This is a genomic window from Tessaracoccus sp. MC1627, from assembly GCF_014164725.1.
In the GTDB taxonomy this organism is placed as follows: domain Bacteria; phylum Actinomycetota; class Actinomycetes; order Propionibacteriales; family Propionibacteriaceae; genus Arachnia.
Window position 1 is genome coordinate 146,183 of the sequence record NZ_JACJGA010000004.1, and the last position, 24,376, is coordinate 170,558.

The following is a 24,376-nucleotide window of genomic DNA, read 5'->3' on the forward strand; positions in this document are numbered from 1 at the left end:
ATGCAAGAGCCGGGTCGTACCTGATGGGCTCTTCGAGCCAGACGCCGGTCCAGAGTGGATCGACGGGCTCTGGCCTCAGAGAATGCGCACCTTCTTTCGAGAGTTCCGCCCTCCGCGAGGCAGGTCGACGAGTTTCTCGCTCTTGAGGCGGTCAAGCACCGATCTGGTTGAGTGCGTCAGTGGAACGTCGAACTCGTAGCCGGGTTCACGGTTGAAGCCCTCGTAGTCGTCTCCGAGCTGGCCTAGAACACGCATGATGTCCTCGCCGCACCTCTCACGCCCCAGGGCAAGTTGCCAGAGGATGTGCTCGGGGTCCGTGGCATGAGGAGCAGCCGCCAGGACGTGTGCAGCGTCCAGACGGATCTGCTTGGTGTGGGCGAAGGCTACGGCCGCGAGAAGAGTCTCGCCGTCGCCGGCGATGACATAGGAGCCAAGATCTTGGACCACTTGGACCTTGAGCGCGTCCGGGACGTATGGATCGACGAGAAGCTCACGCACGTGGCCGGCCACAAGTGATGGAGTGAGGAAGTCTTTCGCTGCTGTCGAGACCTTGAATGCGGCGGAGACGGAGGCCCATCCGCCTGTCAGGAAGTGGGTGAAGGTGTCGGCGGTATCCGGCAGGAGCTCCGACTTGAGGGCGTAAGCCAGGAGATCATCCCCGGATGGCTGGATCTCAGTCGCGGCCAAGGACTCGGGAGGCCGCTGTGGATTGAGCTGCAGAGCGAGTTGCACGCGATCGCCAGCTCCCAGGACGCTGGACGCGTTGAGGATCGTGACTGTCAGACGACGGATCGACTCGGCCGGGGCCTCTTCGACGCCTGAGACTTCGGCTAGCTGACCCGTCTCGCTGACCAGAATCTTCGCCAGGTGTGCGTCCACGCCAAACGCCTGTGAGTAGGCATGAAGGTTGGCCGCGTTGGGGACAAGCCGCTGTGCTTCGGCGATGGCGGACCATGCTGCCTGCGCCACTGCGGTGATGTCGGGCACCGCAGCCTCGGGCCGGCTCAACGTCAGCAAGGACAAGATCTGCGCTCGGGACCAGTCGACCGCCTGCTCCGAAACAACCTGGGATAGGGCTGGGGCCGTGTGTACCGCCCATTTCATCTGGCTGTCACTCGCCACGGCATCAAGGTAGGTATCGATCTCATCTCGGCACCGCAGCCACACGTAGTCATCCAGGCGGATGCGGTCCAGAGTCGGTGTAGTCGTCTCGTCCAGATCGAGCGCCGTGCGCAGGTTCGCCAGGGTGAGCGCGTACGCGCCCTCCTTCACCAGTGCGGTTCGGACGTCGTGGGACAGGGGGGCGAGTAGAGGGACGCTCAGCTCCAAGCGCCGAGCGAACGACAGAACCACGGCCACCCTTGCCGCGGCGTGCTCCTGGGTGAATGCCGCCAGGCTCGCGTGCCGCTCGACGATCAGGGCGCATGCCGCGTCGGTGAGGGCATACTCCTTCGCGTCGTGTGCGGCCAGCAACGCCGCGTCGAGAAGTTTCGTCCTCGCGTCCTCGTCGCTGACCGCTTCGGGGAGCGCCAAGTGGTTGAGAACCCCACGCCAAGGACGCCGTGCCAACGCCTCGATGAGCTTCGGTTTGAGAGCAGTCGTGTCGTTGAGGTAGGCATCGAGGAAAGTACGAGCATCTTCGCCATGGTCGGCCGCGATGAAGGCCGCGACCTCCTCAGCCAGTGCTGGGAGATACTCGAGCAGGTAGTCAACGACCTGAATGTTGAGGACACTGCGAGAACTCGCGAAGCCAGCCGGTGCTTGCTCGAGGATGTTGTGTACCGCGTCCGTGGTTGTGAATCGAGCGTTGACGTCCATCTCATTCGGCCAGACGCTGTTGCGAAAGAAGTTCGCAACGTCGACCCCCAGGAAGTTCCCATAGAAGGCGGCTGAGTACTCCGCGTAGTACCGATCAACGAACCCATGTCGAACGAGGTCGCGTGCCAACTCAGACTTCAGAATGCTCGCTAGATGCTGCCCGAAGGACTTGCCGTCGGCCTCGAAGCTCGGGTCTTGGACCAGATCCTGGAAGCTTGCGCCCCGAAGCCAGGCCACGGCTGTGTCGATGACTGAGCGTTGCTCGGCAACCTCCTCGGCGGTCTGATCACGCCATCGCAATGGCTCCGTGCACTCAGCGCAAAGGACCGACAACTCGGCGAAGGACAGATGCCCCGAGTGCCCGCTGGCAAGGGCTAGCGCGACCGAAACACTCCGGTTCTCGGCCACTGCCCTCCAAAATGAGGCTTGGTTGGTCGCGGCGTCCGTGAATGGGTGATTGCCAACAGTGATCGATCTGATCGAGCTTCGGGTGCTAGTGAGCAGTGTGCGCAGGCGCTCGCCGAGAACCCGCGCGAGGCCTTCCTGCTGCTCCTGATGCTTTTCACCCTGCGCCAGGTCGCGTCGCTCGCGCTGAAGCTGCGTGATCGAGTCGCGGACGAGCCGTTGTCGTGCTTGTTCGAGGGCGTCCAGGTCGCTGGCGCGATGGGGCAGCCGCTCGAAGTCGGCCAGGTGGAAGTTCTTGTAGACGACGATGGCGAACAGGTTGTCCGCTGTCATGCCGGGGGCGCGGTCCTTGGTCGGGATCCACAGGAGTCGCTCCGCGAAGACGGCGAACTCGTTGCAGATGTTGATCATGAGGCGCATGTCGGTGACGTGCCGCGCAACCAGATCGAGCAGGCTGCGGCTGATCTTGGTCTCGGCCGGCACGTTCAACTCGGCCAGAGCGGTACTCAGCAGGTCCCGCGCGTTGTTGTGGGATAGGAACGGTACGACAGGGATGACAACCTCGAAGAACTTTGTGCGATTGGCACGCTCTACCGCGATGTCAGCGGCATCACGTCGGCGCCAGGAGACCGACTGCGCGGCTCCTGCTGGTCCTGCGGTCCCTGCTGGTGCGGCTGCGGTGGGCCCGGCCGGTGTGGCGGCCCCTTGAGATGCAGCAGTCACTGCAGGTGCAACACCATCTGTACTCGTCTCGGAGACCGAATCCTTCACGGGCGCTTCGGGGTGCGGCTTACTACCCAGTTTCTCGAACAGGCTGTCTTTGATGGCGTAGACAAACCGCAGCGGGTGCGTCCTGTCCTTCCATGCGGCGGAGGCGTTGATGAGGGTGTTCAGTTCGCGCAGCGAGTCGAAGATCCGTGGGTCATCGAACCTATCCAGATCCTCGAAGACGACCACGTCGGGTCGAGTGGCTTCGAAGAAGGCCACGAGTTCGTCGAGGTATTCGTCGAAGTACGAATCAGGTTGGTTCGCGAACGAGATCGACGTTCCCCCGGTCGAGACCTGCGATACCAGGCGGGTGCCGACGACCCACCGGGCGGCCCAGGCGGCAGCCACCACGAGCAACACGAAGGCAACCACCGACAACGCCGGGTCCAGACTTCCGAAAGCGTCAGCCTTCGGCCGGACACCGAAGAGCCACAGCAAGCCGCAAAGGATGGTGCTCACCACGACGGCGTCCCGTAGCGATGTGAGCCAGGTCAGTTCCTTGCCGCGGGCAAACCGAGACCGCTTGACCTGACCTGAGTCGGCTCGGTAGACCAGTTGCTTGACCAACTCCTTCTGGATCCGATTGGTCAGCTCTTCGTCGCCATCAGGCCCCAGAGTGTTGATGCTGATCCGGAGCGTCGTCTGCTTCTTCTCATCCTGCCCAGCCAAGAACTTATCGAGGATGCTGGACTTGCCTGACCCGTAGCGGCCGGTGAGTGCGATGTTCCTGTTCTTGGGATCCAGCACTGCAGACTCCAGGTGCCGGACGTACGTTTCATGCTGGCCTTGTTCGTACTTCGGAGCCAGCGACCGAAGCTTCAGATCGGACCTGACCCCGGCGTCGTAGGGGTCCGCGGGTTGGGGGAGTAGGTCAGGATCGGTGGTATTCGCCGCCGGATCTGCCTGGCTGAGGAGAAGCATGGGATCAGTATCTCTAGGAGCACCGACAGAACGCGGCTCGCGAAGTCCGCCAAGCCATGGCCGGCGTCTCAAATGCAACCGATTCTCGGCATCAGTCGGACGACCCCGGGCATGGCTGCGACGTCACGCACATCGGCATAGAAAGACGTTCTGTAGGGCGTGGCTGAGGGCGAAGGGAACGTCCTCCTGCTGCGCTTGTGAGGGCTTGGTGTCCCATCGCAGAACAGGAGGACGTTCATGAACAACGGTAGCGGCGTATCCCGGGGTGACCGCAACAGGAACGCTCGGCTCAGGAGGCTTCGGGAGGCGATCCCGGTGACCAACGCCATCGTCGGCATCGACCTGGCCGATCGCAAGCAGATGGTGGTGGTCTGCGATCACGACTCCAAGGTCCTGGCCAGGCGGACGTTCCGGTGCAAGGCGTGGGACCTCGGCGCAGCCCTCGACTGGGCCCGCGAGCGCGCCTTGAAGGTCGGGTTCTCCGGAGTCACGGTCGCGTGCGAGCCGACCGGGCATCGGTGGCGGGTACTGGGGCAACTCGCGGCCGACCGCGGCATGGCGTACGTGTGTGTGCAGCCGGCGTTGTCATCGTGGGCGCGTAAGACCGAGGACCTCACCAGCGACAAGACCGACGACAAGGACGCCGTCCTGATCGCCCGGCTGACGGCCCAACTGCGCTGCTACCTACCCGAACCCGTCGATGAAACGTGGGGCAGGCTCCGCCACCTCGGCGCCCGCCGCGAAGCGTTGCTCACCGAGCACACCGCGTGTGTTCAGCAGGTCCGCGACCTGCTCGAGTGCGTGTGGCCGGCCGCCACACAAGCAGCGAAGCAACCGTTCAAGTCGACGACCTGGGTCTCCGCACTCACCGTGATCGTCCTCCGCGACGGGGGTGACCTGGCTCGCACTCGCCGGCTTGGCGTCGACCGGTTCGCCGAGCAGGTCCGCAAGGAAGTGATCCGCCGCGGCAAGCTCAAGCCCTGCCTACGCATCGTCAGGAACGTGTTCAACGCCTTGTCAGACACCGCTGGCGTGGTCACGCACCGTCGTGGAGCCTTGGAGCGAATCGGGTGGGGGCTCGCCGACTGGGACGCTGCCCGAGCGAACCGTCTGGTCGTCGAGGACCGCATGGTCGCGGTGTTGGACGAGCTCGGCCTGACCGACCTGGTGTGCACGATCCCGGGCCTGTCCGCGGTCGGCGCGGCGGCGATCCTCGCCGAAACCGGTGACCTGCACCGGTTCACCTCCGCCCGCGCGGTGGTCAAGCACGCCGGCCTCGCCCCCCGCGAACGCATGTCGGGGACGTTCACAGGCAAAGCCCGCCTCACCGGCGCCGGCCGACCCGGACTACGCCTCGCCGCCTGGCGGGCCATCTTCGCGACCCTGCGCAGCAACCCGGTCCACGCCGCCCGCTACCGACACCTGACCACCCGCGAGCAGCATCCCCTCAAGCCCACCCAGGCCCAGACCGCGGTCGCCGCCGCCCTGCTCCGCCAACTGCACGCCATCGTCACCACCGGCCAGGCGTGGAACCCCGACATCGCCACCCACGGCACCCACCGCCCACCCGTCGAGACGCCGATCGCAGCCTGACCCTCGACGACGCGTGAGACGTCAACCAACCCCCAAGAACAGGGTCGGGGCGAGCCCTCAGCGGCATTGAGAACCCCCCGGTATCTCGTCGCAGATCATGGGCAGCCCCGACCCGTCGTCGAACCAACCCGATCACACGCTGCCGGGCCACCCAGCCCCGTTCCGCTATGCAGGGACCGACGACAGGCCAGGACACCCGACCCGCGGCTCTTGACACAAAACGCCTCACGCTGATCTGCGGACGTTCGCCACCCTGGAAGGGCCACTGATTGGCCCCGTCGTTCTTGTGGCGACGTCGATCCCGGCGTCACACGTCGCAGGCGGCACCGGGGCAGGGGAGGAGTACGCAGGGTGTTGGCGATGCGGAAGCGGTGCTGCGGTCTTGACCTCATTTGGTCTCGAGTTGCTGGGCGGTTGGTCACCGTTGGAGCGAGCAGGGCGCTGCCGAGGCGCCCAACAACGGACTCGACAAGCGGCACCGAACACGCTCAGCTGCCTCGCTGTCGCGGTACCTCGATGGTACCTGGCTTCGCTCGGCTAGAGTCATACCTTGTAAAAGCCATGTGGGGGAGATTCCCGCCACCATCACTAGGCTCGGCTGCGGCTAGGAGGTACGCCTTCCGGCTTCGGCCCTTATCATCGCCACGGCGGCCGCGTTCATCGGACGCATCAGTGCCGCTTCAGCGGAGGCCACATCGATACGGATCTGCCGGCCAACGCGGAACGCGGGCAGTGTCCCATCGGCGATGCGCCGTCGAACGGTCTTGATGTCGAGCCGAAACAGTGCAGCGATCTCTGCGGGTGAGGCGAGCTCGCGGTGGATGCGCTTCGTCGTGGTCATGGCGTCTTCCTCTCGGAGTCCTGAATTGAAGCAGGGACTGCGCCGCGTCGGGATCCAACACGGATTGAGTTCATCCGCACTCTCGGCGCCGTCCTGCTTCTTGGGTCAGTACTAGTAACCCGCGCCCAACACGGTGACCACGCGATGTGACGCATGTCATCTGGTGGGTCTTCGGCGTGTGAGCGCGCGTCACTAGGCTCCTTCAGCCATCTTGGAGAGTTTGCGCGCCAGCTCGGCGTCCCTGTCGGCTGTGGCGTGCTGGTAGATCAGTGCTGCGCGGACGTCGGAGTGTCCGAGTCGGTTCATGAGTTCGGCCAGGGTTGCGCCGGCTTGGGCGGCCATCGTTGCGCCGGTGTGCCGGAGGTCGTGCCAACGTAGGTCAGGACGTCCAGCGATGCTCCGGGCTCGTCGGTAGACCTTGTACAGCGCGCCGTGCTTCATGTTGCTCCCTGACTCGACGGCGGGGAAGACGAGACCGTCAGAGTCATCCGCAGACCAGTTCTCGAGGTGGTGGATGAGCGGTGGCAGGACATGCGGGGGAATCGCGACGTCCCTGATGCCAGCAGCACTCTTTGGCTCCTTGACGACCGGCGTGTCGGGGTCGGTCCATACGACGGCACGCCGGATGTGGAGGACGCCGGCCAGCGGTGCTCCTGAATCATCGACAGTGAATGTGACGTCGCGCCGGCGCAGTTCAGTCAACTCGCCGAACCTGAGTTGGCACCAGGCCGCCAGGAGCAGCATGGCGCGGTAGCGCTCGGGCATGGCCGCGGCTATGGCCTCGAGTTCGGCAACGGTGGCCGGCCTGATCCTGGCACCGGCCTTGGTCGGGCTCGTCCTGAGCGTCCTGGCGGAGAGCCGTGCAGGGTTGGTGGCCAGTAGGGGAGCGGCGTCGGTGTCCTCGTCTGGTTTCGTTGCGGAGTCCAGGATGGCGTGAAGCAAGTCGTAGGCACGCCGCCGGGCCGTCGGATACTGCGGGCCCTGGTCCTGCCACCAACTCTTCACGGCGGCCGCAGTGATCTGGTCCAAGGTGTGGTGATCGAAGTGCCGGAGCCTGCCTTCGATGAGGCGCCGGTACTCCGAACGTGTCCGGGGGCCCAGCTCCCTTGCTTCGAGCCATGCGCGGGCATAGTCGGCGAAGACCATGGTGGTGGGGTCCGGTCGGGGAGCGGGCTTCCACCGGTGTTCAGTGATGGCGGCCTGTTGCATGGAGAGCCAGGCGGTGGCGTCGACCTTGGCGGCGAATGTGACGGGCGCGCGGTGCGCGGTTCCGTCGGGGCCGGTGTAGCGTGCCTGATACCGGCCGGATGGCAGCTGGCGGATGCTACCGAAGCCACGCTTCACGCCTCGCTTGTTGCCGCCACCGCGAGCCGTTGAGGCTGCTTGGCCAAGGCTGACAGTGTTGCTCAAAGGGACCCCTAAACCCGTGCCTAATACGTGCCAGATCGAGTGTACTTTGAAGTCCATTCAAGGGGGTGGACGGCGCAGATCACCTCCGCGAGATCTGAGGAAAGCACGTACTCAGGGGCATTATTGGGCACCAAAGCCCGCGTGTGTCCAATCCATATCGGTCATTTTCAAATCCTGTCAGCCCGACAAGTGAAACACCTTGTCACACGTGATTCACCGCGATCACCGGGGTCTTTGCACCCCTCACGAATCCTAGGGTCCGGGCCATCGGTAGCCGGTACAACTCCCCTCTCTGGCGATGGTCCTGCAGGATGCTATCCATGTGGCGGTTTCTGCGTATATGCACAGAAACCGCCACATGGATAGCATCCTGCAGACAGACCAGAGCCTGCCAGATCGTGAATCCTAGATCGTCGTCTGGCCCGAACGGCGTCTTGACCAATTCAAACCAACAAGGCCGGCTGAGCGCGCACTGTGCCACTCCGGGTTGAAGCTCCCAGGTCCTGGAAGCCGGGCCACGCATGCTCGGGCTATGACGGCCAGGCGCAGGCCACTCCGGACATCGGCCCCTCCAGGCCCCGGGTCGACACCACCGACACTGCGTAGCAGCGCTCCGCCGAGGGATCGCTGCCAGAGGGCCACGGCCAGTAGTCGGGAGCGTCCACGATCCCCAGCTTGCCCGGCACCAGGACCCCCACGGCGTCGGCCGTGACTACGGCCAGCAGGTCGAACTGCCCGATGAACTTGCGGCGATAGACCCGATAGTGCGCCACGGAAGCCGGGGCGGCCAGCGGATTCCAGGTGACCTGGACCTCCGCGCTGCCCCCGGCCGGGGTCGCGGTCAGCCCTGATGGGGCTGCCGGCGGACGGCAGCACCACGGGAGCCGGGTGAGCCGGCCGATCTGCCTCATGATTCCGGACATGGGAGACCCTCTCTGTCGAACGGGGCTGCCGATGCCCTGGAACCGGTCGCCGCAGACCCTGATTTCACGCTAGTCGCACCCCAGGCCAGCTGGCGACGAACCGTCAAAGAGAGGCGCCGCGGACTGGATCGCACTTGGTTCGTCGACTACGCTGCCGAGTTCCCAAAGTCCCCGACCGCATCTGCTTCAGCCCGGTCGGTCAGAGGCTGAATGCCAGCTCGTAGGCATCGTTGATTGCGTCACCGACCTTGCGGGGTGTCACGCAGTCACCGACGGGGTGGACCGGCCGGTTGGCCGTCTGCGCAGCGAACGGAGCCCCGGCACCGACCTTGCCGAGTTCCTCAGCCAGTTCCTGTGCCGGCCGCACGCCGAAGGCCGCTACCACTGTGTCGGCTTCCAGTGTCACCTCGCCGTCGGGTCCTTCGACGACGACGCCGGTGTCGGTGATCTCCTTCACCTTGTGGCTTGTCAGGATCTGAACGTTGCACTCAGCCATCGAGCGCAGCAGCGAAATGCGGTTGAGGAACAACATGTCACGGGCGATCTCGTCCAGCATTTCGACCACTGTCACCTCGTGACCGTCCTGAGCGAGTTCGAGGCCGAGGTCGGCGCCGGACAGGCCGCCGCCGCAGATGATGACGCGGTGGGCGGGCTGCCCACCTGTATGAGCGTCGATGACGTCCATGACGATCGGCTTGTCCATGCCGCGAATCGGCGGGTGCAGCGGGTGCGAACCCGTAGCCACGATGATCTCGTCGGCTTCTGCCAGCTCGGCCGAGTCCTGAGTGATCTCGGCATCAAGGTGGACGGTCACGTTCGGCAGTTCGGCGAGCTCACCGGCCCACCAGTCGATCATCTTCCGCAGCTCGCGCTTGAAGTCCGGCGTCGCGGCCGGGAAAAGTACGCCTCCGATGCGGCTCTCCTTGTCGTAGACGTCAACCGTGTGGCCGCGCAGGCCCGCGACCCGCGCCGCCTCGAGGCCGGCCGGACCGGCGCCGACAATCACGATCCTCTTCGGCGTGGCGGTCTTGGTGATGATGCGATCCGCCTCGTGTGCGACCTCGGGGTTCACTGCACAGCCGATCGCCTTGCCGTTGAAGGCATTCCCCGTGCAGAGCTGGTTGCAGCGGATACAGGGACGGATTCGGGCAGCTTGGCCGGCTTCGATCTTGCGGATGATGTGCGGGTCGGCGATGAGTCCGCGCCCGATGCCGATCATGTCGGCGGCGCCGCGGGCCAGCACCTTCTCGCCGCTCTCAGGCGTGATATTGCCGCAGGCTGCGACGGGGATGCTGACGAGTGGCTTCACTGCCTCAGCCGCCGAGACCATGCAGTCGTCGCCGAGGTAGTAGGGCGGGAAGACGTAGTCCATGGCCTCGTAGGAGCCGTCGTCGCAAATGAGCAGGTCGATGCCGGCCTTCTCCGGGTGTTGGACGATCTCTCGGGTCTCCTGCCAGCTCCGGCCGCCCTCGAAGCGGTGATTCACCGAGATGCGGAAGCTGACTGGCAGCCCCGGGGCGTTCTTCCTGATCGCGGAAATGAGTTCAGCGGCGAAGCGGCAGCGGTTCTCGGTGCTGCCCCCGTACTGGTCGGTGCGGCGGTTCCAGCACGAACTCATGAACTGGTCGACCAGGTAGCCGGTGTGGCCGTGGATGTCGATCACATCGACGCCCGCCTCGAAGGCCCGGCGGGCGGCCTCTCCGGTATCGGACACGATGCGCTGGATCTCCTCGACCTCCAGCGGCTTGCACAGCACGCCCGGGTCGAAGAACCACGTGTTGTCCGACGATGACCGCGGCTCCATGTTCAGGGTCTGGCAATACTGGTTGTTGCGCCCAAGCCCCATCGTCAACTGCAGGGCGAGGACGCTGCCCCCCTCGTGGACTGCGTCCGCGATCGCCTTGATGCCGGGGGTGTGTGCGTCGGTGTCGATGCGCGAGAGGCCGGGGGCAATCGGATCGAAGATCCCGGAGACGAAGTTGATGCCGGTCATCACCAAGCCAGTGCCGCCCTTGGCGCGCTCGCCGTAGTAGGCCGCCTCTGCCGGCGTCGAATGCCCGTCGTGGGTGCCGAATTCGGTACCCATGGGGGTCAGGAGCAGCCGGTTCCTGAGTTGGAGGTTGCCGATCGTGATCGGCTGCAGCAGGTGCTCGAATGTGGTCATGTGAACGCTTCCTCGGCTGTCCGAGCGGGTGAAGTCCCGTGACTCCTTCAGGGTAGAACGCGGACGAATCCCCAGATGAAAAAGACCCGAACCCGCCCAGACAACCCAGAGAGCTGCACTGCCCCACACACTTACCTGCGCGCCCGCCAGCTTGGTTGGCGCGGCCATCGCCTCCTCGACGCGGGGTCACTCACAAGGTCTGGGGCATAGCATCCAAGCCTCGCGTGAGAGACCCGACTGTCGCGAGTCAGCTCAAGGGCGGATGAGCCGGGACTGTCATCGACGAGGCCCAGGAGCCGAGGAGGCGCAGGGTTTCGGCGTCGCGGGTGCCGGGTTCGGCGGTGAGGACGGTGAGTTGAGCGCTGGGGTGGCCGACGAGGTCGAGGCCGTCGTAGTGGAGGGTCATCTCTCCGACGGTGTGGTGGCGGTACTGCTTGACGCCGGAGTCGTGTTGCCAGACGTCGTGGTGGCTCCACAGGGTGCGGAAGTGCTCGCTTCTGGTGGACAGTTCGCCGACGAGGTCGTGGAGTTGCTTGTCGTGGGGGTCGCGGCCGGCTTCGGTGCGCAGCATTGCCACGTTCATTGCTGCGGAGGCGTCCCAGTCTGGGTAGAAGTCATGTGATGCGGGGTCGAGGAAGGTGTAGCGGGCGAAGTTGGGTGGCTGCTCTGTGGCGTTGGTGATCATCTGGTCCATGAGGGCTCCGCCGAGGGTGTTCCAGGCTAGCAGGTCGGTGCGGCCGTTGCCGATCATGGCCACGGCGGAGGACATTGAGTCCAGGACCCACTGGATACTTGACGATGGCCGCCAGGTTTTCGGGGTTCGGCCGCGGCGGCGTGGTGTGGGGGTGGTGTTGTCGGCTTGGCGGGCGAGGCGGTGGAGGTGTTCGCGTTCGGCGTCGTCCATCAGCAGTGCTTTCGCGAGGCCGTCGAGGACGGCTGAGGAGGCTCCGGCGATGGCGCCCCGTTCGAGGCGGGCGTAGTACTCGACGCTGACGCCGGCCAGGGTGGCTGCCTCGCTGCGGCGCAGTCCGGAGACGCGGCGGTCGCCCACGCGGGGGAGTCCGACCATTTCGGGTTCCACGCGCGCTCGGCGCGACATCAGGAACTCACGAACCTCGGAGCGGTTGTCCATGGATTCAGGCTACGTCGGAGGGGGATGCTGGCGGGATACCCTGCCAGGGCACGTCACACCCGGGACTCCCCAACCCCTGCCTGCGCGGATTCACTGGTCCTATGACGCTTCGATTCCTGACTGCCTTCGCCCTCACCGCCGTCGCCGCGACCGTGTCCGCCTGCTCCACGGCGGGAGGGTCTGAGATGACCCTCGACCTCTCGCTGAACACGACGCCGGCGATGGTCGCCCAGCTTCCGGACACCTTGTCTTTCAGTGACCGCATGGGTACCGCGCAGGTCGCCCAGCTGCCGGATGCGCTCAACGTCGCGGGCGATCCGATGACCAACTATGAGCCCGGCGACGTCGGTTACTCCCCGGTTGAGCGGTCGCTGGTGGTGTTCCTCACCGCCGGCGCGGGGGAGGCGGCCGCCGACCTGGTGAGAGTCGGCCGCGTGGACAGCGGACTCGGGGACCTGTCGAACTGCGTCCTGGACTGTGAGGTCGCGCTCGTCTCCACAGTGACCCCCACCGTGTCATGAGCTCAGCCCAGGTCGTCGGTGAGGCCAGGGAAGCGCGCTGGAGTCCGGGCGGCCGCCCACTCGACCAACGCGAGGAGGGCCTCTGTGTCTTCAGCGTCGATGCCGTCGCCACGGATCACCTCATGGTTGCGCCTGCCGACCGCGATCCAGAGCCGCATCGTGATCCCGTCGTTGACGGGTGACTCCGGCAGGACGTTGGCGACGTTGAAGAAGTCGGCCTCGGTGATCAGGCGCCGTAGCTCATCCTCCTCTGCGTCCGAGAGTTGGTAGCTGTCGGTTTCGTAGAAGGTGGAACCTCCGGCGATCCCTCCCGAGATCGAGTAGCGCAGCCTGATCTCGGTGTCCGGGTGCGGGACCTGCTCCAGGGCCCGGCGTACGTTGCCCCGTTGGTCGGCGTGGTAGGTGAAGCCGTCGCTCAACTGGATGAGGTATCCCGGCGTGATCACGTCTGCGCATGCGTCGTCGTCTGCAGGGACGCCCAGGCACGAGTCGGGCCACTCCCGTGCCTCCATGCGTTCCAGCGCCACGCCCTCGACGGGGACCCGCAGCAGGTCTGCGGCGTCGTTGAGTGCGGCTGACAGGGCGGAAAGGGCCGGGTGGTCAACGGCGGTCATGGTGCGCTCCTTGGGTGGGGTTGCGATGCTTCCGGGTTGTGTGGTGACTCTAATGATTCCCCTCCAAGGAGGAAAGGGACTTAAGGCCACTGTCACGCCGGGGCACTCCCGGCTACTGTGGGCGGCATCCTCGACCCCACGGAGAAGGAGAAACCATGGACATCCCGACCGCGGACACTGAGCCACTCGAGTTCACGAGCGTGGCCCAGGGCGACAACGGGCCCGAGGAGGCCGTCGCCGCAGTGCTCCGCGACCAACCGTCCTTCGCCGACTTCTTCCAGGGCGAACCGCCGACTGGTCAGCCTGTCGACTGGGACACGGAGGTGGTAACCGTCGTCGCGCTGGGTCAACGGCGCGGGGGAGCCACTGTCACCATCGAGGAGATCCGGCTCTACAACCGCGGAATTCGCGGAGGGACCGCGGATGTCCACTACCTCGAGGTCGAGGATGAGTTCGGCGGCGCGACGGTCACCTTCCCGTTCCACGCTGTCCGGTCGTCGCGCTTCGGTCACGCGTTCTTCTACCGAGTAGGGAACGCGGACGTACCGGCCGCCCTGTTCCAGAGCTGGCGTGGCCCGATTCGCATGGACGACGACGGTGTCGGCGTCTACATCCCGCGGGAGGGAGCTCCGTTGTCGCGGTCGGTGGCAGGGTTCTCGGTCGAGGACGATGGCACATTCGTCGCCGTCCACGACTCCCAGACGGACGGTCCGGTTCCAGTGTCCGGGCGTTGGCAGCCGACGCCGGAGGGGCTAGCGGTCCAGCTTGTGGACGGCCGTGCGTTCACCCTGCAGGTGCTGTCCGTAGACAGCCACGAGTTGCGCGCCCGCACCGTGGAGCATTGAAACCACGCAGGGGGAGGGCAAGAGGATGAAGGTACTCGTGGCCTATGCGACCCGACACGGATCAACGGCTGGGATCGCCGAGCGGATAGCCGAGGTGCTCACGCAGGAGGGCCTCTCAGCGCAGGCGGTGCCGGTCGAGTCCGCCGATCCGCCCGAGAACTACGACGCAGTCGTCCTCGGCGGCGCCGCGTACATGTTCCACTGGCTCAAGCCGGCGCTGCAGTACGCGCACCGGCACCGCGCGGCGCTGTCCACACGGTCCGTGTGGTTGTTCAGTAGCGGACCCCTCGGCACCGAGCCCGTGGACGCCGAAGGCAACGACGCGCTGGCAGTCGCCCGCCCGCGGGAGTTCGACGAACTCACCCAATCGCTGTCGCCACGCGGGGAACGGGTGTTCTTCGGCGCGTTCGACCCCACCCACAAGCCGATCGGCTTCGGGGAACGGGTCACCCGCGCCATGCCTGCCGCACAGGACCTGCTGCCTGCGGGCGACTTCCGCGACTGGGACGACATCGAGTCGTGGGCCAAGGAGATCGCGGAGGAGCTTCGCAGCGGGGACCACCCCCCAACTGCATCGTGAGCGCGCGGCCGCTGGCGCGACCATACTAAAGAACCCTCGCCGGTGTGGCTGGCCCGGAGGGGCGGCCACCGCCCGTTAGCCGCTCAGCCCAACTGATCGCTGATGGCGTGGTCTGTGGAGAGTTGGGCTGTCACCCAGGAAACGTGAACTCGATGGTTGAGTCGTCAAGGTAGGCGTTCCCCGGCCCGATCGCGTCAAGGGTGTCGAACCAGGGTCGCGCGATGGACATCTCCAGCCGGTGGTCGCCATCGGGAAGGGCCCCCAATGGCAGGATCAGCGCCTGCGTGGCGGGCGCTTTCTGGATGACGGCGCACTCCTGGTCCACCCAGCTCACGTGCACCCACATGCACCGGGACATGCCAGCCGATGATGCGTAGCTGAGCGTTGAGGGTCCAGCTGTTTCGGCCAGCAGCTCCCGATCCTCGCGGCTGAGCGCCGGGGCGCGCACCGTGTCTCGGCGTGGCCCGAGAGGTCGAGGACCACGCGGTCGTGAGGTCGCAGCGGCTCAGAGTGGGCGGCCAAGGGAGTCGGTCTTGAAGGACTGGGTCTTGAACTTGTTGAGGAAGGCCCAGAGCTCCCCGGCGCTGGTCTCGACGATGGTGGCGCCGTCCTGCCAGATTCCGTTCTCGAGGTCGTGGCCGCTGCCGATGGGGTCGCCCTGGTTCTGGTGGATGTTGTGGACGCCCAAACCGCTGGTGAACGGTTCGCCAAACACGTAGCAGCGGACGGCCTGGTTGATGATCGTCTCCAGATCGGTGAGCGCCTGGATTCCGGTGCCGCTGTTCCATCGCGGGTTCCAGCGCAGCCAGGAGAGGAGACGGAACAGGAAACCGGCGAAGCGTACGGTGCGGACCAGAAGGGGTGGATGCAGCGACCCCGATCGGAAGTAGTCCAGCGCCCCGGACGTGGGGGTCGACGTGAGGCTGTGCCATCCGTCGGGGAGGCCCTTGATGCCGGCGAAGTCGGTGGTGCGAATCTTGACTTTGCGCCATTGGATGCCGTCAGGCATGTTCTTGGGGTCGACGTCGATCGCGCATTTGTAGTTGCCCAACGGCGTGTGTACGACGAGGTTTCCGTGGTAGTAGCGCCCGAAGTTGTCGGGCGGGTCACGGAAATAGTCGTGCTTGGTCCCGATCACCAATCCGTAGCCGCTGCTCAAGGGCATGTCTGCTCCTCCTCAGAACGTCGACGCACCAGGCCCTGCTGAGTGGGTGCCCTCTCGAGGCCGCCACCTGCTCTGGGCGGTTGCCGAGGCGGTCAATCTCCTGGTCGTGGACTGGGCACCCATGGGTATCTCCCTGGTGAAGTGGCCGGTAGGTCCGGCCGCTGTTACCTTCAGGAGGCGCCATCGACCCCGGTGATACGGGCTGCCGAATGGCCTGCGGCAGCGCGGAGCGAAGGCCCACTCGGCCCGCATGGTGGCGAAGCTGCGCGTCAGGGACAAGTGCAGGCGGTGGTCGTGGCGTATGAGTCCGGCCTCCTGCGACCAGGCTCCGATTGATCGCTCCCGGCGACAACGCAAGGCGCGGCAGGCCCACCGGTTGGTATCGAAGGCCATCCAAGGCGACGGCTCCACGGCGATCCCGAAATGGAGTGGATGGGGTTAGCCTGCTGCGATGGGCGCGGATCCTCTCCTGACGATGTTGGCCGGGTTGCGGGCCAGGTTGCGGGGCGCAGTGAGTGCTGGCGACCTGGTCGCTGCGACGTCGTGGCCCGCGGCGAGCGGGATCGTCACTAATGCGGGGCTCGATCACGTGTGGGTGGGTGCCACCCCCTGGTGTCGCCGATCCCTCGTATCTTCTGGCCCTTGGCGGGGGTGTCGATGCCCGGTCGCTGTGCGAAACCTGGGGCGTTCCACGGCCGGTCGCGGTGTCTGGTGATGTCCATCAGAGGCGGTGGGAGATCCTCGTGGGCGGCGACGAAGTGCCCGACCCGTACCAGCGGCGGATCACGGTCGCACCTCTCCTCGTCGGGTGCTGGGAGGTGCGGCCCCAGCTCACCGGCAGGCCGTCTGGCCCTCTGCCCGTCCTGGTCGCGGGAGCGTCGCCGGCCTATGACGTGTCCGAACGCGGTGGGCGGGTAGCGCAGATCGAGGTGACCCGGGCACGATTCGGGGCGGTTCTGGCGACGGGAGCCGACCCGGCGGTCAGCGAGCTGTTGGGGCGGATGGCCCTGGACTACCCGGCTTGGCGGTCAGGGTGGACGGCAAGGCCTTCGGATGTCGTGGCGATGGTGATCGAGGAGGAGCATCCGGTCTGTGGGGCGGTGATTTCCGTGTCAGGGTCGGTGGCGCAGGCCACGCGGCTGAGTCTGGTGCCCCGCGGTTCGGGAGGGTTGGCCATGGGAGGCCAACTGCTGGACCTGCTCGAGGCTGTGGCGATGGACCGTGGTTGTGAACGGCTCACCCTGGACACCAGCGCCTTCCTGCACCCTGACCTGCCCTACCGGCAGCATGGGTACACCGTTCAGCCGCCTTATGAGGGTGATCCCGACGCACCCATATGGGTTCAGCTGGACCTCCCCGTACCCCCGGGACCCATGGGTGGGCGTCACTGACGGAACTCCAGGGCGGCCGAGATGATGATGACCGCCCAGGGGCGTCGACCAGCGCTTCGTGGCACGGCGCGTCGGCCCAGCCTCAGGCCTCACGTAGCCGACGATGTGGTGGGCGGGCGATTGGACAGCGCCGCCCGGGCAGCCAACGTCACGACCATCCCGACGACGCCGAAGGACACCCAGACGGCCATCGAAGCGGCGAATCCTGGTGTCACAAAGAACCCTGTGCCGACGTTCAGCGAGGCGTGTGCCAGCACCGCGAGAAGGACGCTGCCGCGGGTCTGGATGAACAGCCAGGTCAGGATCAGTGACTGCCCGACCATCCCGACCCCGGTGAAGACGAGGAAGCTGGCTGCTACGCTCACCAGTCCTGGCCCCCGCGGAGTAGTAGCCCGGGACGAAGAACGTACGCACGGGGAAGAGCCGTACCAGGGCACGGACCGCCGTGCCGCGCGGTGGACGGGTCGCAGTCAACGAGGCGGCTGGCACGGGCCTACTCCTCGTGCGATCCACGATGGGGTGCAGCAGCCCGGTCGGTCATGCCTGGACCCTGTCGCCAGGGATCCGAGGGCGCAGGCAGCCTCAACAACGTCCCGGCTAACTTGGATCAGGGCTGCTCGGTGAGCGTGATCGTGGCCTGATGCGGCGACTCGTCGCGCAGGTAGACCACCGGAACCTCATCGCCGACCCGCGCTGTGGCCAGAAGCCAGGCAACCGAGAAGCTTGTGGCAGGACCCCCGTCGATCTCGGTGATCACATCGCCGGGTCTGAGGCCAGCCCTCGCGGCGGGTCCGTCTGGGGCGATCGCCTGAACGAACAGGCCCGCCTGGGTGCCGAAGCGATCCGCGGACTCCTGGGTGATCTCCGCGGTCTGCGCGCCAATCCACGGGTGGGTCGCGCGGCCGTCGGCCACCATCTGGTCGACGATCCGCTGGGCGATACTCGCAGGCACGGCGAACCCGATGCCCACGCTGCCGCCTCCGGCCACCACGTCGACGTTCGGGGCCGTCGCGATCGCGGTGTTCACGCCGACCAGATCCCCCTCACAGGTCACCAACGGACCTCCGGAGTTCCCGGGGTTGATCGACGCGTCGGTCTGGATCGACCCCACCAACACGGTGGAGCCCCCGGCTGCCTTCGGTGCGGGCACATTCCGTCCGATCGCGCTGACGATTCCGCTGGTCACCGTCCCCGAGAGTCCGAGTGGCGCGCCCAGCGCGACGACAGGTTGACCGACGCTGAGGTCCGCGCGTGGCGCGAGGCGGAGCGTCGGCAGGTTGTCGCCTTCGATCTGGAGAACGGCGACGTCCGTCACCGGATCGGTTCCGATCAGCTCCGCAGGGTGACGTGCTCCGCTGTCGAGGAGGACCTCGATGGTGCCGGCGGTAGCAGCCGCGGCGATCACGTGGTCGTTGGTGAGGATGAGTCCGTCGGCGCTGATGATCGCGCCACTACCTGAGCCTGCACCGCCCTGGCCTTCGACGAAGACCGTCACCACAGAGGGCAGCGCGGTGGAAGCCACCCGGACGACGTCGCAAGATCCCGAGGTTGGGGAGATTTGGACGGCCACGCCCGCTCCGACAGCACCCCCAGCCACCGCGACGAGAGCGGCGAGTCCGATGAGTTGCGCCCGGTTAAGCACTGCGCGCTGCAGCCACCAGCCTCGCTGGGCTGTCTCCCGGTCGGGTTCGGCAAGGTTCGACACGCTGGTCTTCTTTCGCGAGTTCGTGGTTCAAACGGCCAGCTCCGGAGGAAGTGCTGGCGGTGACGATATCAGGCCGGATCCTCGGGCCCACATGGTCGACTGGGCGACGCCGATCACCCCAGGACGGCCCTGACCAGGACCGGCTTCCCGGGATCGCGCCTACGCTTGAGCGATGACTCTGGGATACAGCACCACACAGCCCACGCGAGCCGAGATCGACCAGATGGACGGGTTGACCGTGCTCCAGTTCGGCACCAACTGGTGTGGCTACTGTCGAGCGGCTGAGCGGGTGATCGAACTAATCCTCGCAGCGGTACCGCAGGTCCGACGGATCAAGGCGGAGGACGGCAGAGGTCGGCCCCTGGGCCGTTCGTACCATGTCAAGCTGTGGCCCACCCTGATCTTTCTCCGGGACGGCAAGGAGGTGGCGCGCGTGGTCAGGCCAGAGAGTCGCCAAGCCGTTCAGTCAGCCGTCGACGAACTCACTGGAGGGCGCACTTAGCCTCAGGGGGCCAATGAGCGGTGTAATTGGCCGGGCTCAGGCGGGTTGAGGGGCTTCGTGTAGATCGTCGTGCGTCGTCACCCAGAAGAGGCCGGCGATGAGCAGGCCGAGCACCAGCAGCGCCGACGTCAGAACGAAGGGCCAGCTGCGATCCATGCTCGACAGCCACCCGCTAATCCAGCCGAACGGGGCGGTGACCAGCATCACGCAGGTGCGCTGGATGGCCATCACCCGGGACCGCTCAGCCTGGTCCACGTGCAGCGCCACCAACGATTCCGCCAGCATGAACAGGATCCCACCTCCGAACGCATCGAGGATCAGGCAGAGGCCGAGCAGCGCATAGGTTGAGACGCTGGCCGCGCCGTCGGGGGAGGGGATGCCCACCAGGAGCGCCTGGCCGGCGAAGTAGACGCCGAATCCGATCAGCGTCGGCGCCTTCAAGTGCTTGGAGTGGGTGAGCAGTGGGATGAGCGTGAAGAAGAACAGCACGGACAGCAGCGACCGCACCATCGGGAAGAACGGCAGCAGCGCGTCGGGAACGCCCAGACGCTGATTGATCACCACCTGCCAGAACGTGGCATTGACCAGCGTGACGGCGCCCACGATCGCAGCGATGCTGAGCGAGAACATCGTGCCCTTTGATCGAAGGATGAGCCCGAGTACGCCGCGATACTCCGACAGGGACTTCCAGATGCTCACGCCGCGCGTCTGCTCCATCCGCACAACTCCCGTCGCGGTCTCCGTCGTGTAGCGGTACAGGAGCCAGATCTTGATCGACATGATGAAGAAGGCGTTGAGGTACAGGATCCGCACCGCGAGTTCGAGACCCAGGCCCGAGACCAGGACGGCTGCGATGGGCGCGAACAGCGCGGAGAACTCCGCCGCGACCTTGATGAGCGAGTAGACCTTCGGGATCTCGGCGCGGTCGACATCCTCCACCAGCAGGCAGTCCCACGAGTTCTGCGTGACCTGCCACGCGCCGTTGATGACGGATGCGACAAGGAACCACCAGAAGTTCTGCGCGAAAGCCCAGATCAGGCAGGGGATGGCCCAGGCGATGATGTCGAAGACCGCGGTGGTCATCCGTCGGCCGAGCTTGTCGGTGATGACACCGCTGAGCAGCCCGAAGACCACCTGGGACAGCATCGAGATGGTGGCGAGCAGCCCGATCTGCGCGTCGCGCACTCCCAACGCCAGCATGAACACCGACGCATACGGCAACACCAGCATCATCGAGAGCCCCCACAGGGGCTCGGTGTAGACCGACGCGCGGCCGTTGCCGCGGAGCCCAAGGAGGGTGATGATCATGGGGTTGCGTCCGCGTAGCACTGCCCAAGTCAACCTGGGTTTGTGAGCGCTGTCCACCGATGCCGGCAGCAGCCGCGGCCATGGCACCGTGTCAGTCGGGCTGATCGCTCCCGATGATCTCGATTCGCACATGATGGCGCCGGTCCCACGCCAACACGGCGTGAACGGTGAGGCCGTCGTCATGCACACCGGTCAACAGAACGGCCGAACCGCGGATGACCGCCACCGCAGCGAAGCCGAGACCGCCCTTGCCGTCGCCCCTGGCCAGCACCGTTGTACCATCTGCGAATCGGAGCCGGACCACACCGTCGGAGCCGTAGCCCTCCGCTCCGCGCAAGGGGGTGCCACGGTTCTGCACCCGTGAGAGGTCAGCCACCAGATGTCGTGTCAAGGACGCACGATGCTCAGCCGCCGTCGCATCCAGCGCAGCGTGCAGGTCATCGTCGAACAGGTCGTCGAAGGAGTCGTCGTGCGTGCGTTCCCGCATGATCCAGTATCGCCTCAGGGGACCCCGGGATGAAAGGCACTGACCTCGAAAAGTGGAGGTGAGCCCCTGCGGGCCGCCCGGTTCATGCTGCGGGTTGATGGTGGCTGCATGAGCCACCTCGGGAAGCACGTGGCTACGGCCGCGACCTCGGACGCACCTGTCATCAGCGCCATCCGTGCCTCGAACCTCCGCAGGACGTACGGCACCTTCGCCACCGCGGTCAACGCGCTCGAGGACGTGACGTTCGAGATCCCCCGCGGTGAGTTCGTGGTGCTGCTGGGGCCGAGCGGTTCGGGCAAGACAACGATGCTCAACGTCATCGGAGCCTTAGATGCGCCGACCGCCGGTTCGCTGGAGGTGATGGCCACTTCGCTGTCCGACATGAACGAGGACGAGCGCACGCGCTACCGACTCTCCACCATCGGCTTCGTCTTCCAGTTCTTCAACCTGGTCCCCACGCTCACCGCACTCGAGAACGTCTCACTCCTCGCAGAGATCACCGGTGCCCAGGCGGGCGAGCGCGCCCGCCGGGCCCTCGACCAGGTGGGTCTGGGGGACCGCACGGACCACTTCCCCGGCCAACTCTCCGGCGGCGAGCAGCAACGGGTCTCCATCGCGCGCGCCCTGGTGAAGGACGTGCCGCTCCTCCTCTGCGACGAGCCGACGGGCGCCCTCGACATCGACACCGGCACACACATCCTCCGGGTGCTGCGCGACACCACCGATCGGGGCTGCACAGTCCTGCTCGTGACCCACAACTCCGAGATCGCCCGCATGGCGGATCGTGTCCTCCGCCTCAGAGACGGTCGCCTGGTCAGTGATGAGCCGAATGCGACGCCGGTCGCACCCGAGGACCTCCGGTGGTGAAGAGCCTTCGCCTCAAACGCCGCCGGGACATCGCCCGGCAGCGTGGCCAGTTCCTCTCCGTGCTGGCCACGATCGTGCTCGGTGTGATGATGTTCGCCGCAACCTACGACGCCTACCGCAACCTCGAGGCCTCCTACAACGGCACCTACCGCCGCCTCGCCTTCGCCGACCTGACCGTCACCGGCGGCACCTCCGGGCTGAACGACGCGCTCGCGGCCATCGACGGCGTCGCCTCGGTGGAGCGACGTCGCCAGGCCGACGTACCACTCCGGGTGGGGGACACGGTCCTCCTGGGCCGCATCGTCTCCCTCACCAACGACGTCAACCTGCTTGACGTCGTTGCCGGCGAACACCCGGGCGGTGAGAGCGCCGCCGGGATCGTGGAGACCCATCTGGCCGAGCACTTTGGGCTGAGACAGGGCGACACCGTCGAGGTGTTGACGAACTCAGGCTGGAGCGCTGTGGCGGTGTCCGGGGAGGCGGTGTCCGCCGAGTACCTGTGGCCCGCGCGCAGCTCCCAGGAGTTCTTCGAGGCTCCGGGAAGCTTCGGGGTCCTGTTCGTGACTGACGATGTCCTCGACTCCATCGACGAGACCCAGATACTGCCCCAGCTCCTGGTGCTCTACCACCCCGACGCAGACACAGTCACTCTCGATGACGCCGTCCGCAGTACAGCACTCAAGGACGGTGCGGAGGCGGTGGTGACCCGCGCGGACCAGCCGTCGAACAAGGCGCTGAACCTGGACGTCACCGGGTTCGAGCAGATGGCCGTGTTCTTCCCGGCCATGTTCCTCCTCGTCTCCGGACTCGCCGCATACACGCTTCTGACGCGGGTGGTGCACTCGCAGCGCAGCGTCATCGGCACGCTCCGGGCGAACGGATTCTCGCGGGGCACTGTGCTCTGGCACTATCTGTCCTACGGGCTCTGGCTCGGGACACTGGGGGCGGTGCTCGGGATCGCTCTCGGCATTCCCGCCGGGTGGGCGATGACGGCGGCCTATACCGCAGAACTGGGGATTCCGGACACGATCCGGGAGCTGCGGTGGATCACCCCGATCGGCGGCATCACCTTCGGGGTCGCTGTGGGTCTGCTGTCTGCCTGGGTCCCTGCGCGCGCGGCAGTTCGCCTGGAGCCCGCCGAGGCGCTTCGGGGCGACTCGCCCGCGTCATCCACGCGCCGTAGCCTCCTCGACCGTGTCTTCCCTCCATCTTCCGGGCTGCCTGTGCAGTGGCTGATGGTGGTGCGCGGCATCGGTCGCAACCCCCGCCGCAGTTCATCGGTGGTGGTGGCGATCGTTCTGGCCATGACTCTCGTCTACACCACTTGGGCCATGGTCGACACTGTCACGATCCTCCTCGACCGCCACTTCAGCGAGATCAACCGCCACGACGGCGACGTCGTGACGTCCGTGCCCGTGGACGACGCGGTGGTGGCGGCAGTCGCGGGGGTGCCCGGCGTCCGGACCGCCGAGCCGGTGGTGGTGCTCGAAGCCTCACTTCAGGGGCCGGACGACACCTACTCAACCACCCTGTTCGCGCACGTGTCCGGGACCGAGGTCCACGGCTTCGTGACGCCCAGCGGCAGGGGACCGACCACGGGTGTCGTCGTCGGCGAAGCGGTCCTGGGTGAGACCGGTGCGGAGGTGGGCGGCATGCTGCGGGTGTCGCTGCCGACCCTCGGCGTCACTTTCGACGCCACGATCGAAGACACCGTGCGGGAGCCGATGGGCAGCCCGGTGTACCTGACCCGGGAGATGCTGGAGGAAGTGCTCGGCACCGACGGCGGCCGCGGGTGGCGGGAGGCGATGACGCGGCCGGGGACCTCGGTGATCGCCCTGGTGCTGGACGATGATGCCGACCGCGACGCGGCCCTGGATGAGGTGCGCGACCTGCCCGCTGTGGCCGCCGTCACCGACGTCCGGGCGGTGTGGATGATGATCGAGCAGTACCTGGGGCTCTTCTACCTGATTGTGGGCCTGATGTTGGCCTTCGGCGGCGTGCTTGCGGTGGCGCTGATCTACAACGTCGTCTCGGTCAATCTGGCGGAGCGAACAGGGGAACTCGCCACCATGCGCGCCAACGGCGTCTCGCACCGCAGGATCGGCGCCTACGTCATGGCGGAGAACATGATCCTGACTGCGTTCGGCGTGATACCAGGGGGCGTCGTCGCGCACGCAGCAGCATCCTGGCTGATGTCCACCTACTCCACCGACATGCTCTCGTTCGAACTGGAGGCCCGGCCGGCCACCATGGCGCTCACCATCCTGGCCATGCTTCTGGTCACGGCGGTCTCGCTGCGGCCTGGGATACGCGCGGTTCGGCGTCTGGATGTCGCTACCGCGGTGCGCGAGCGCTCGCAATGAACAGCGCCCCCGAACCACGGAGGAGCGCTGTCCACGGCATTCAGAGCCCCCAC

The 24,376-nt window shown here is 66.2% G+C and carries 21 protein-coding genes; 8 read left to right on the forward strand and 13 right to left on the reverse strand.

Annotated features, from left to right (window positions below; translation table 11 throughout):
* Positions 1 to 75 precede the first annotated feature (75 nt).
* Entirely contained in the window at positions 76 to 3,912 is a 3,837-nt protein-coding gene (locus tag H5399_RS09175) for a P-loop NTPase fold protein (protein ID WP_182782749.1), read from the reverse strand.
* A gap of 315 nt (positions 3,913 to 4,227) precedes the next feature.
* Here H5399_RS09175 and H5399_RS09180 point away from each other — a divergent pair, with 315 nt between their 5' ends.
* On the forward strand, positions 4,228 to 5,505 hold the full coding sequence (locus H5399_RS09180; protein WP_182782750.1) for an IS110 family transposase: 1,278 nt from the start codon (positions 4,228 to 4,230) through the stop codon (positions 5,503 to 5,505).
* A gap of 604 nt (positions 5,506 to 6,109) precedes the next feature.
* Here the strand turns inward: H5399_RS09180 and H5399_RS09185 are convergent.
* The 5 genes from H5399_RS09185 to H5399_RS09205 all read right to left on the reverse strand — a co-directional run bounded on the left by H5399_RS09185 (position 6,110) and on the right by H5399_RS09205 (position 11,975).
* Positions 6,110 to 6,346, reverse strand: coding sequence for a helix-turn-helix domain-containing protein (locus tag H5399_RS09185; RefSeq protein WP_182782751.1), 237 nt, complete (start codon positions 6,344 to 6,346; stop codon positions 6,110 to 6,112).
* A 192-nt stretch (positions 6,347 to 6,538) separates the two neighbouring features.
* On the reverse strand, positions 6,539 to 7,690 hold the full coding sequence (locus tag H5399_RS09190; protein ID WP_220490933.1) for a site-specific integrase: 1,152 nt from the start codon (positions 7,688 to 7,690) through the stop codon (positions 6,539 to 6,541).
* A gap of 596 nt (positions 7,691 to 8,286) precedes the next feature.
* A complete protein-coding gene (locus H5399_RS09195) occupies positions 8,287 to 8,679 on the reverse strand; it encodes a hypothetical protein (RefSeq protein WP_182782753.1) in 393 nt (130 codons plus the stop codon).
* 199 nt (positions 8,680 to 8,878) lie between these two features.
* Positions 8,879 to 11,011, reverse strand: coding sequence for an FAD-dependent oxidoreductase (locus H5399_RS09200; protein WP_220490934.1), 2,133 nt, complete (start codon positions 11,009 to 11,011; stop codon positions 8,879 to 8,881).
* A 79-nt stretch (positions 11,012 to 11,090) separates the two neighbouring features.
* The gene (locus H5399_RS09205) at positions 11,091 to 11,975 is read right to left on the reverse strand and encodes a helix-turn-helix transcriptional regulator (RefSeq protein WP_182782754.1); all 885 of its coding nucleotides are present in this window, start codon (positions 11,973 to 11,975) and stop codon (positions 11,091 to 11,093) included.
* A 101-nt stretch (positions 11,976 to 12,076) separates the two neighbouring features.
* Between H5399_RS09205 and H5399_RS09210 the strand changes: the two genes are divergently transcribed.
* Positions 12,077 to 12,496: a cyclophilin-like fold protein gene (locus H5399_RS09210; protein ID WP_182782755.1), complete on the forward strand. Its 420-nt coding sequence runs from the start codon at positions 12,077 to 12,079 to the stop codon at positions 12,494 to 12,496.
* Between the two features lie 2 nt (positions 12,497 to 12,498).
* Here H5399_RS09210 and H5399_RS09215 read toward each other — a convergent pair whose 3' ends face one another.
* Positions 12,499 to 13,110, reverse strand: a complete 612-nt coding sequence (locus H5399_RS09215) for a protealysin inhibitor emfourin (RefSeq protein ID WP_182782756.1) — start codon at positions 13,108 to 13,110, stop codon at positions 12,499 to 12,501.
* A 155-nt stretch (positions 13,111 to 13,265) separates the two neighbouring features.
* On the opposite strand from H5399_RS09215, the gene H5399_RS09220 reads away from it, so the two are divergent.
* Both H5399_RS09220 and H5399_RS09225 read left to right on the forward strand, forming a co-directional pair.
* Complete coding sequence (locus H5399_RS09220; RefSeq protein WP_182782757.1) at positions 13,266 to 13,955, forward strand: hypothetical protein; 690 nt, start codon at positions 13,266 to 13,268, stop codon at positions 13,953 to 13,955.
* 25 nt (positions 13,956 to 13,980) lie between these two features.
* Positions 13,981 to 14,535: a flavodoxin domain-containing protein gene (locus tag H5399_RS09225; RefSeq protein WP_182782758.1), complete on the forward strand. Its 555-nt coding sequence runs from the start codon at positions 13,981 to 13,983 to the stop codon at positions 14,533 to 14,535.
* Positions 14,536 to 14,665: 130 nt separating this feature from the next.
* On the opposite strand, the gene H5399_RS09230 is transcribed toward H5399_RS09225, so the two are convergent.
* Together H5399_RS09230 and H5399_RS09235 are read right to left on the reverse strand one after the other, a co-directional pair.
* Positions 14,666 to 14,893 carry a hypothetical protein gene (locus H5399_RS09230; RefSeq protein ID WP_182782759.1) on the reverse strand — a complete coding sequence of 76 codons (228 nt, stop codon included), beginning with the start codon at positions 14,891 to 14,893 and terminating at the stop codon, positions 14,666 to 14,668.
* Positions 14,894 to 15,040: 147 nt separating this feature from the next.
* Complete coding sequence (locus H5399_RS09235) at positions 15,041 to 15,700, reverse strand: DUF2278 family protein (protein ID WP_182782760.1); 660 nt, start codon at positions 15,698 to 15,700, stop codon at positions 15,041 to 15,043.
* Positions 15,701 to 16,443: 743 nt separating this feature from the next.
* On the opposite strand from H5399_RS09235, the gene H5399_RS09240 reads away from it, so the two are divergent.
* On the forward strand, positions 16,444 to 17,091 hold the full coding sequence (locus H5399_RS09240; protein ID WP_182782761.1) for a hypothetical protein: 648 nt from the start codon (positions 16,444 to 16,446) through the stop codon (positions 17,089 to 17,091).
* Between the two features lie 89 nt (positions 17,092 to 17,180).
* Here H5399_RS09240 and H5399_RS09245 read toward each other — a convergent pair whose 3' ends face one another.
* Positions 17,181 to 17,456 (reverse strand): hypothetical protein, encoded by a 276-nt coding sequence (locus H5399_RS09245; RefSeq protein ID WP_182782762.1) that lies wholly within the window; start codon positions 17,454 to 17,456, stop codon positions 17,181 to 17,183.
* 242 nt (positions 17,457 to 17,698) lie between these two features.
* Entirely contained in the window at positions 17,699 to 18,796 is a 1,098-nt protein-coding gene (locus tag H5399_RS09250; RefSeq protein WP_182782763.1) for a trypsin-like peptidase domain-containing protein, read from the reverse strand.
* 172 nt (positions 18,797 to 18,968) lie between these two features.
* On the opposite strand from H5399_RS09250, the gene H5399_RS18535 reads away from it, so the two are divergent.
* Entirely contained in the window at positions 18,969 to 19,298 is a 330-nt protein-coding gene (locus tag H5399_RS18535) for a thioredoxin family protein (protein WP_182782764.1), read from the forward strand.
* A gap of 36 nt (positions 19,299 to 19,334) precedes the next feature.
* Here the strand turns inward: H5399_RS18535 and H5399_RS09260 are convergent, their stop codons facing one another.
* Positions 19,335 to 20,606, reverse strand: coding sequence for an MFS transporter (locus H5399_RS09260; protein ID WP_220490935.1), 1,272 nt, complete (start codon positions 20,604 to 20,606; stop codon positions 19,335 to 19,337).
* A 91-nt stretch (positions 20,607 to 20,697) separates the two neighbouring features.
* A complete protein-coding gene (locus H5399_RS09265) occupies positions 20,698 to 21,093 on the reverse strand; it encodes a hypothetical protein (RefSeq protein ID WP_182782766.1) in 396 nt (131 codons plus the stop codon).
* Positions 21,094 to 21,201: 108 nt separating this feature from the next.
* On the opposite strand from H5399_RS09265, the gene H5399_RS09270 reads away from it, so the two are divergent.
* Positions 21,202 to 21,960 (forward strand): ABC transporter ATP-binding protein, encoded by a 759-nt coding sequence (locus H5399_RS09270; protein ID WP_182782767.1) that lies wholly within the window; start codon positions 21,202 to 21,204, stop codon positions 21,958 to 21,960.
* The gene (locus H5399_RS09275) at positions 21,957 to 24,323 is read left to right on the forward strand and encodes an ABC transporter permease (RefSeq protein WP_182782768.1); all 2,367 of its coding nucleotides are present in this window, start codon (positions 21,957 to 21,959) and stop codon (positions 24,321 to 24,323) included. Before H5399_RS09270 ends, H5399_RS09275 begins: the two co-directional genes overlap by 4 nt.
* The last annotated feature ends 53 nt before the right edge of the window (positions 24,324 to 24,376 follow it).

What these genes read in the sequence shown, in the direction of transcription:
- H5399_RS09185 (WP_182782751.1), bottom strand. Translation starts at nt 6,346, where the DNA reads ATGACCACGACGAAGCGCATCCACCGCGAGCTCGCCTCACCCGCAGAG.
- H5399_RS09230 (WP_182782759.1), bottom strand. Translation starts at nt 14,893, where the DNA reads ATGTCCCGGTGCATGTGGGTGCACGTGAGCTGGGTGGACCAGGAGTGC.
- H5399_RS09265 (WP_182782766.1), bottom strand. Translation starts at nt 21,093, where the DNA reads ATGCGGGAACGCACGCACGACGACTCCTTCGACGACCTGTTCGACGAT.
- H5399_RS09175 (WP_182782749.1), bottom strand. Translation starts at nt 3,912, where the DNA reads ATGCTTCTCCTCAGCCAGGCAGATCCGGCGGCGAATACCACCGATCCT.
- H5399_RS09225 (WP_182782758.1), top strand. Translation starts at nt 13,981, where the DNA reads ATGAAGGTACTCGTGGCCTATGCGACCCGACACGGATCAACGGCTGGG.
- H5399_RS09260 (WP_220490935.1), bottom strand. Translation starts at nt 20,606, where the DNA reads ATGATCATCACCCTCCTTGGGCTCCGCGGCAACGGCCGCGCGTCGGTC.
- H5399_RS18535 (WP_182782764.1), top strand. Translation starts at nt 18,969, where the DNA reads ATGACTCTGGGATACAGCACCACACAGCCCACGCGAGCCGAGATCGAC.
- H5399_RS09210 (WP_182782755.1), top strand. Translation starts at nt 12,077, where the DNA reads ATGACGCTTCGATTCCTGACTGCCTTCGCCCTCACCGCCGTCGCCGCG.
- H5399_RS09205 (WP_182782754.1), bottom strand. Translation starts at nt 11,975, where the DNA reads ATGGACAACCGCTCCGAGGTTCGTGAGTTCCTGATGTCGCGCCGAGCG.
- H5399_RS09215 (WP_182782756.1), bottom strand. Translation starts at nt 13,110, where the DNA reads ATGACCGCCGTTGACCACCCGGCCCTTTCCGCCCTGTCAGCCGCACTC.
- H5399_RS09235 (WP_182782760.1), bottom strand. Translation starts at nt 15,700, where the DNA reads ATGCCCTTGAGCAGCGGCTACGGATTGGTGATCGGGACCAAGCACGAC.
- H5399_RS09200 (WP_220490934.1), bottom strand. Translation starts at nt 11,011, where the DNA reads ATGGCCGCGCCAACCAAGCTGGCGGGCGCGCAGGTAAGTGTGTGGGGC.
- H5399_RS09270 (WP_182782767.1), top strand. Translation starts at nt 21,202, where the DNA reads ATGAGCCACCTCGGGAAGCACGTGGCTACGGCCGCGACCTCGGACGCA.
- H5399_RS09195 (WP_182782753.1), bottom strand. Translation starts at nt 8,679, where the DNA reads ATGTCCGGAATCATGAGGCAGATCGGCCGGCTCACCCGGCTCCCGTGG.
- H5399_RS09220 (WP_182782757.1), top strand. Translation starts at nt 13,266, where the DNA reads ATGGACATCCCGACCGCGGACACTGAGCCACTCGAGTTCACGAGCGTG.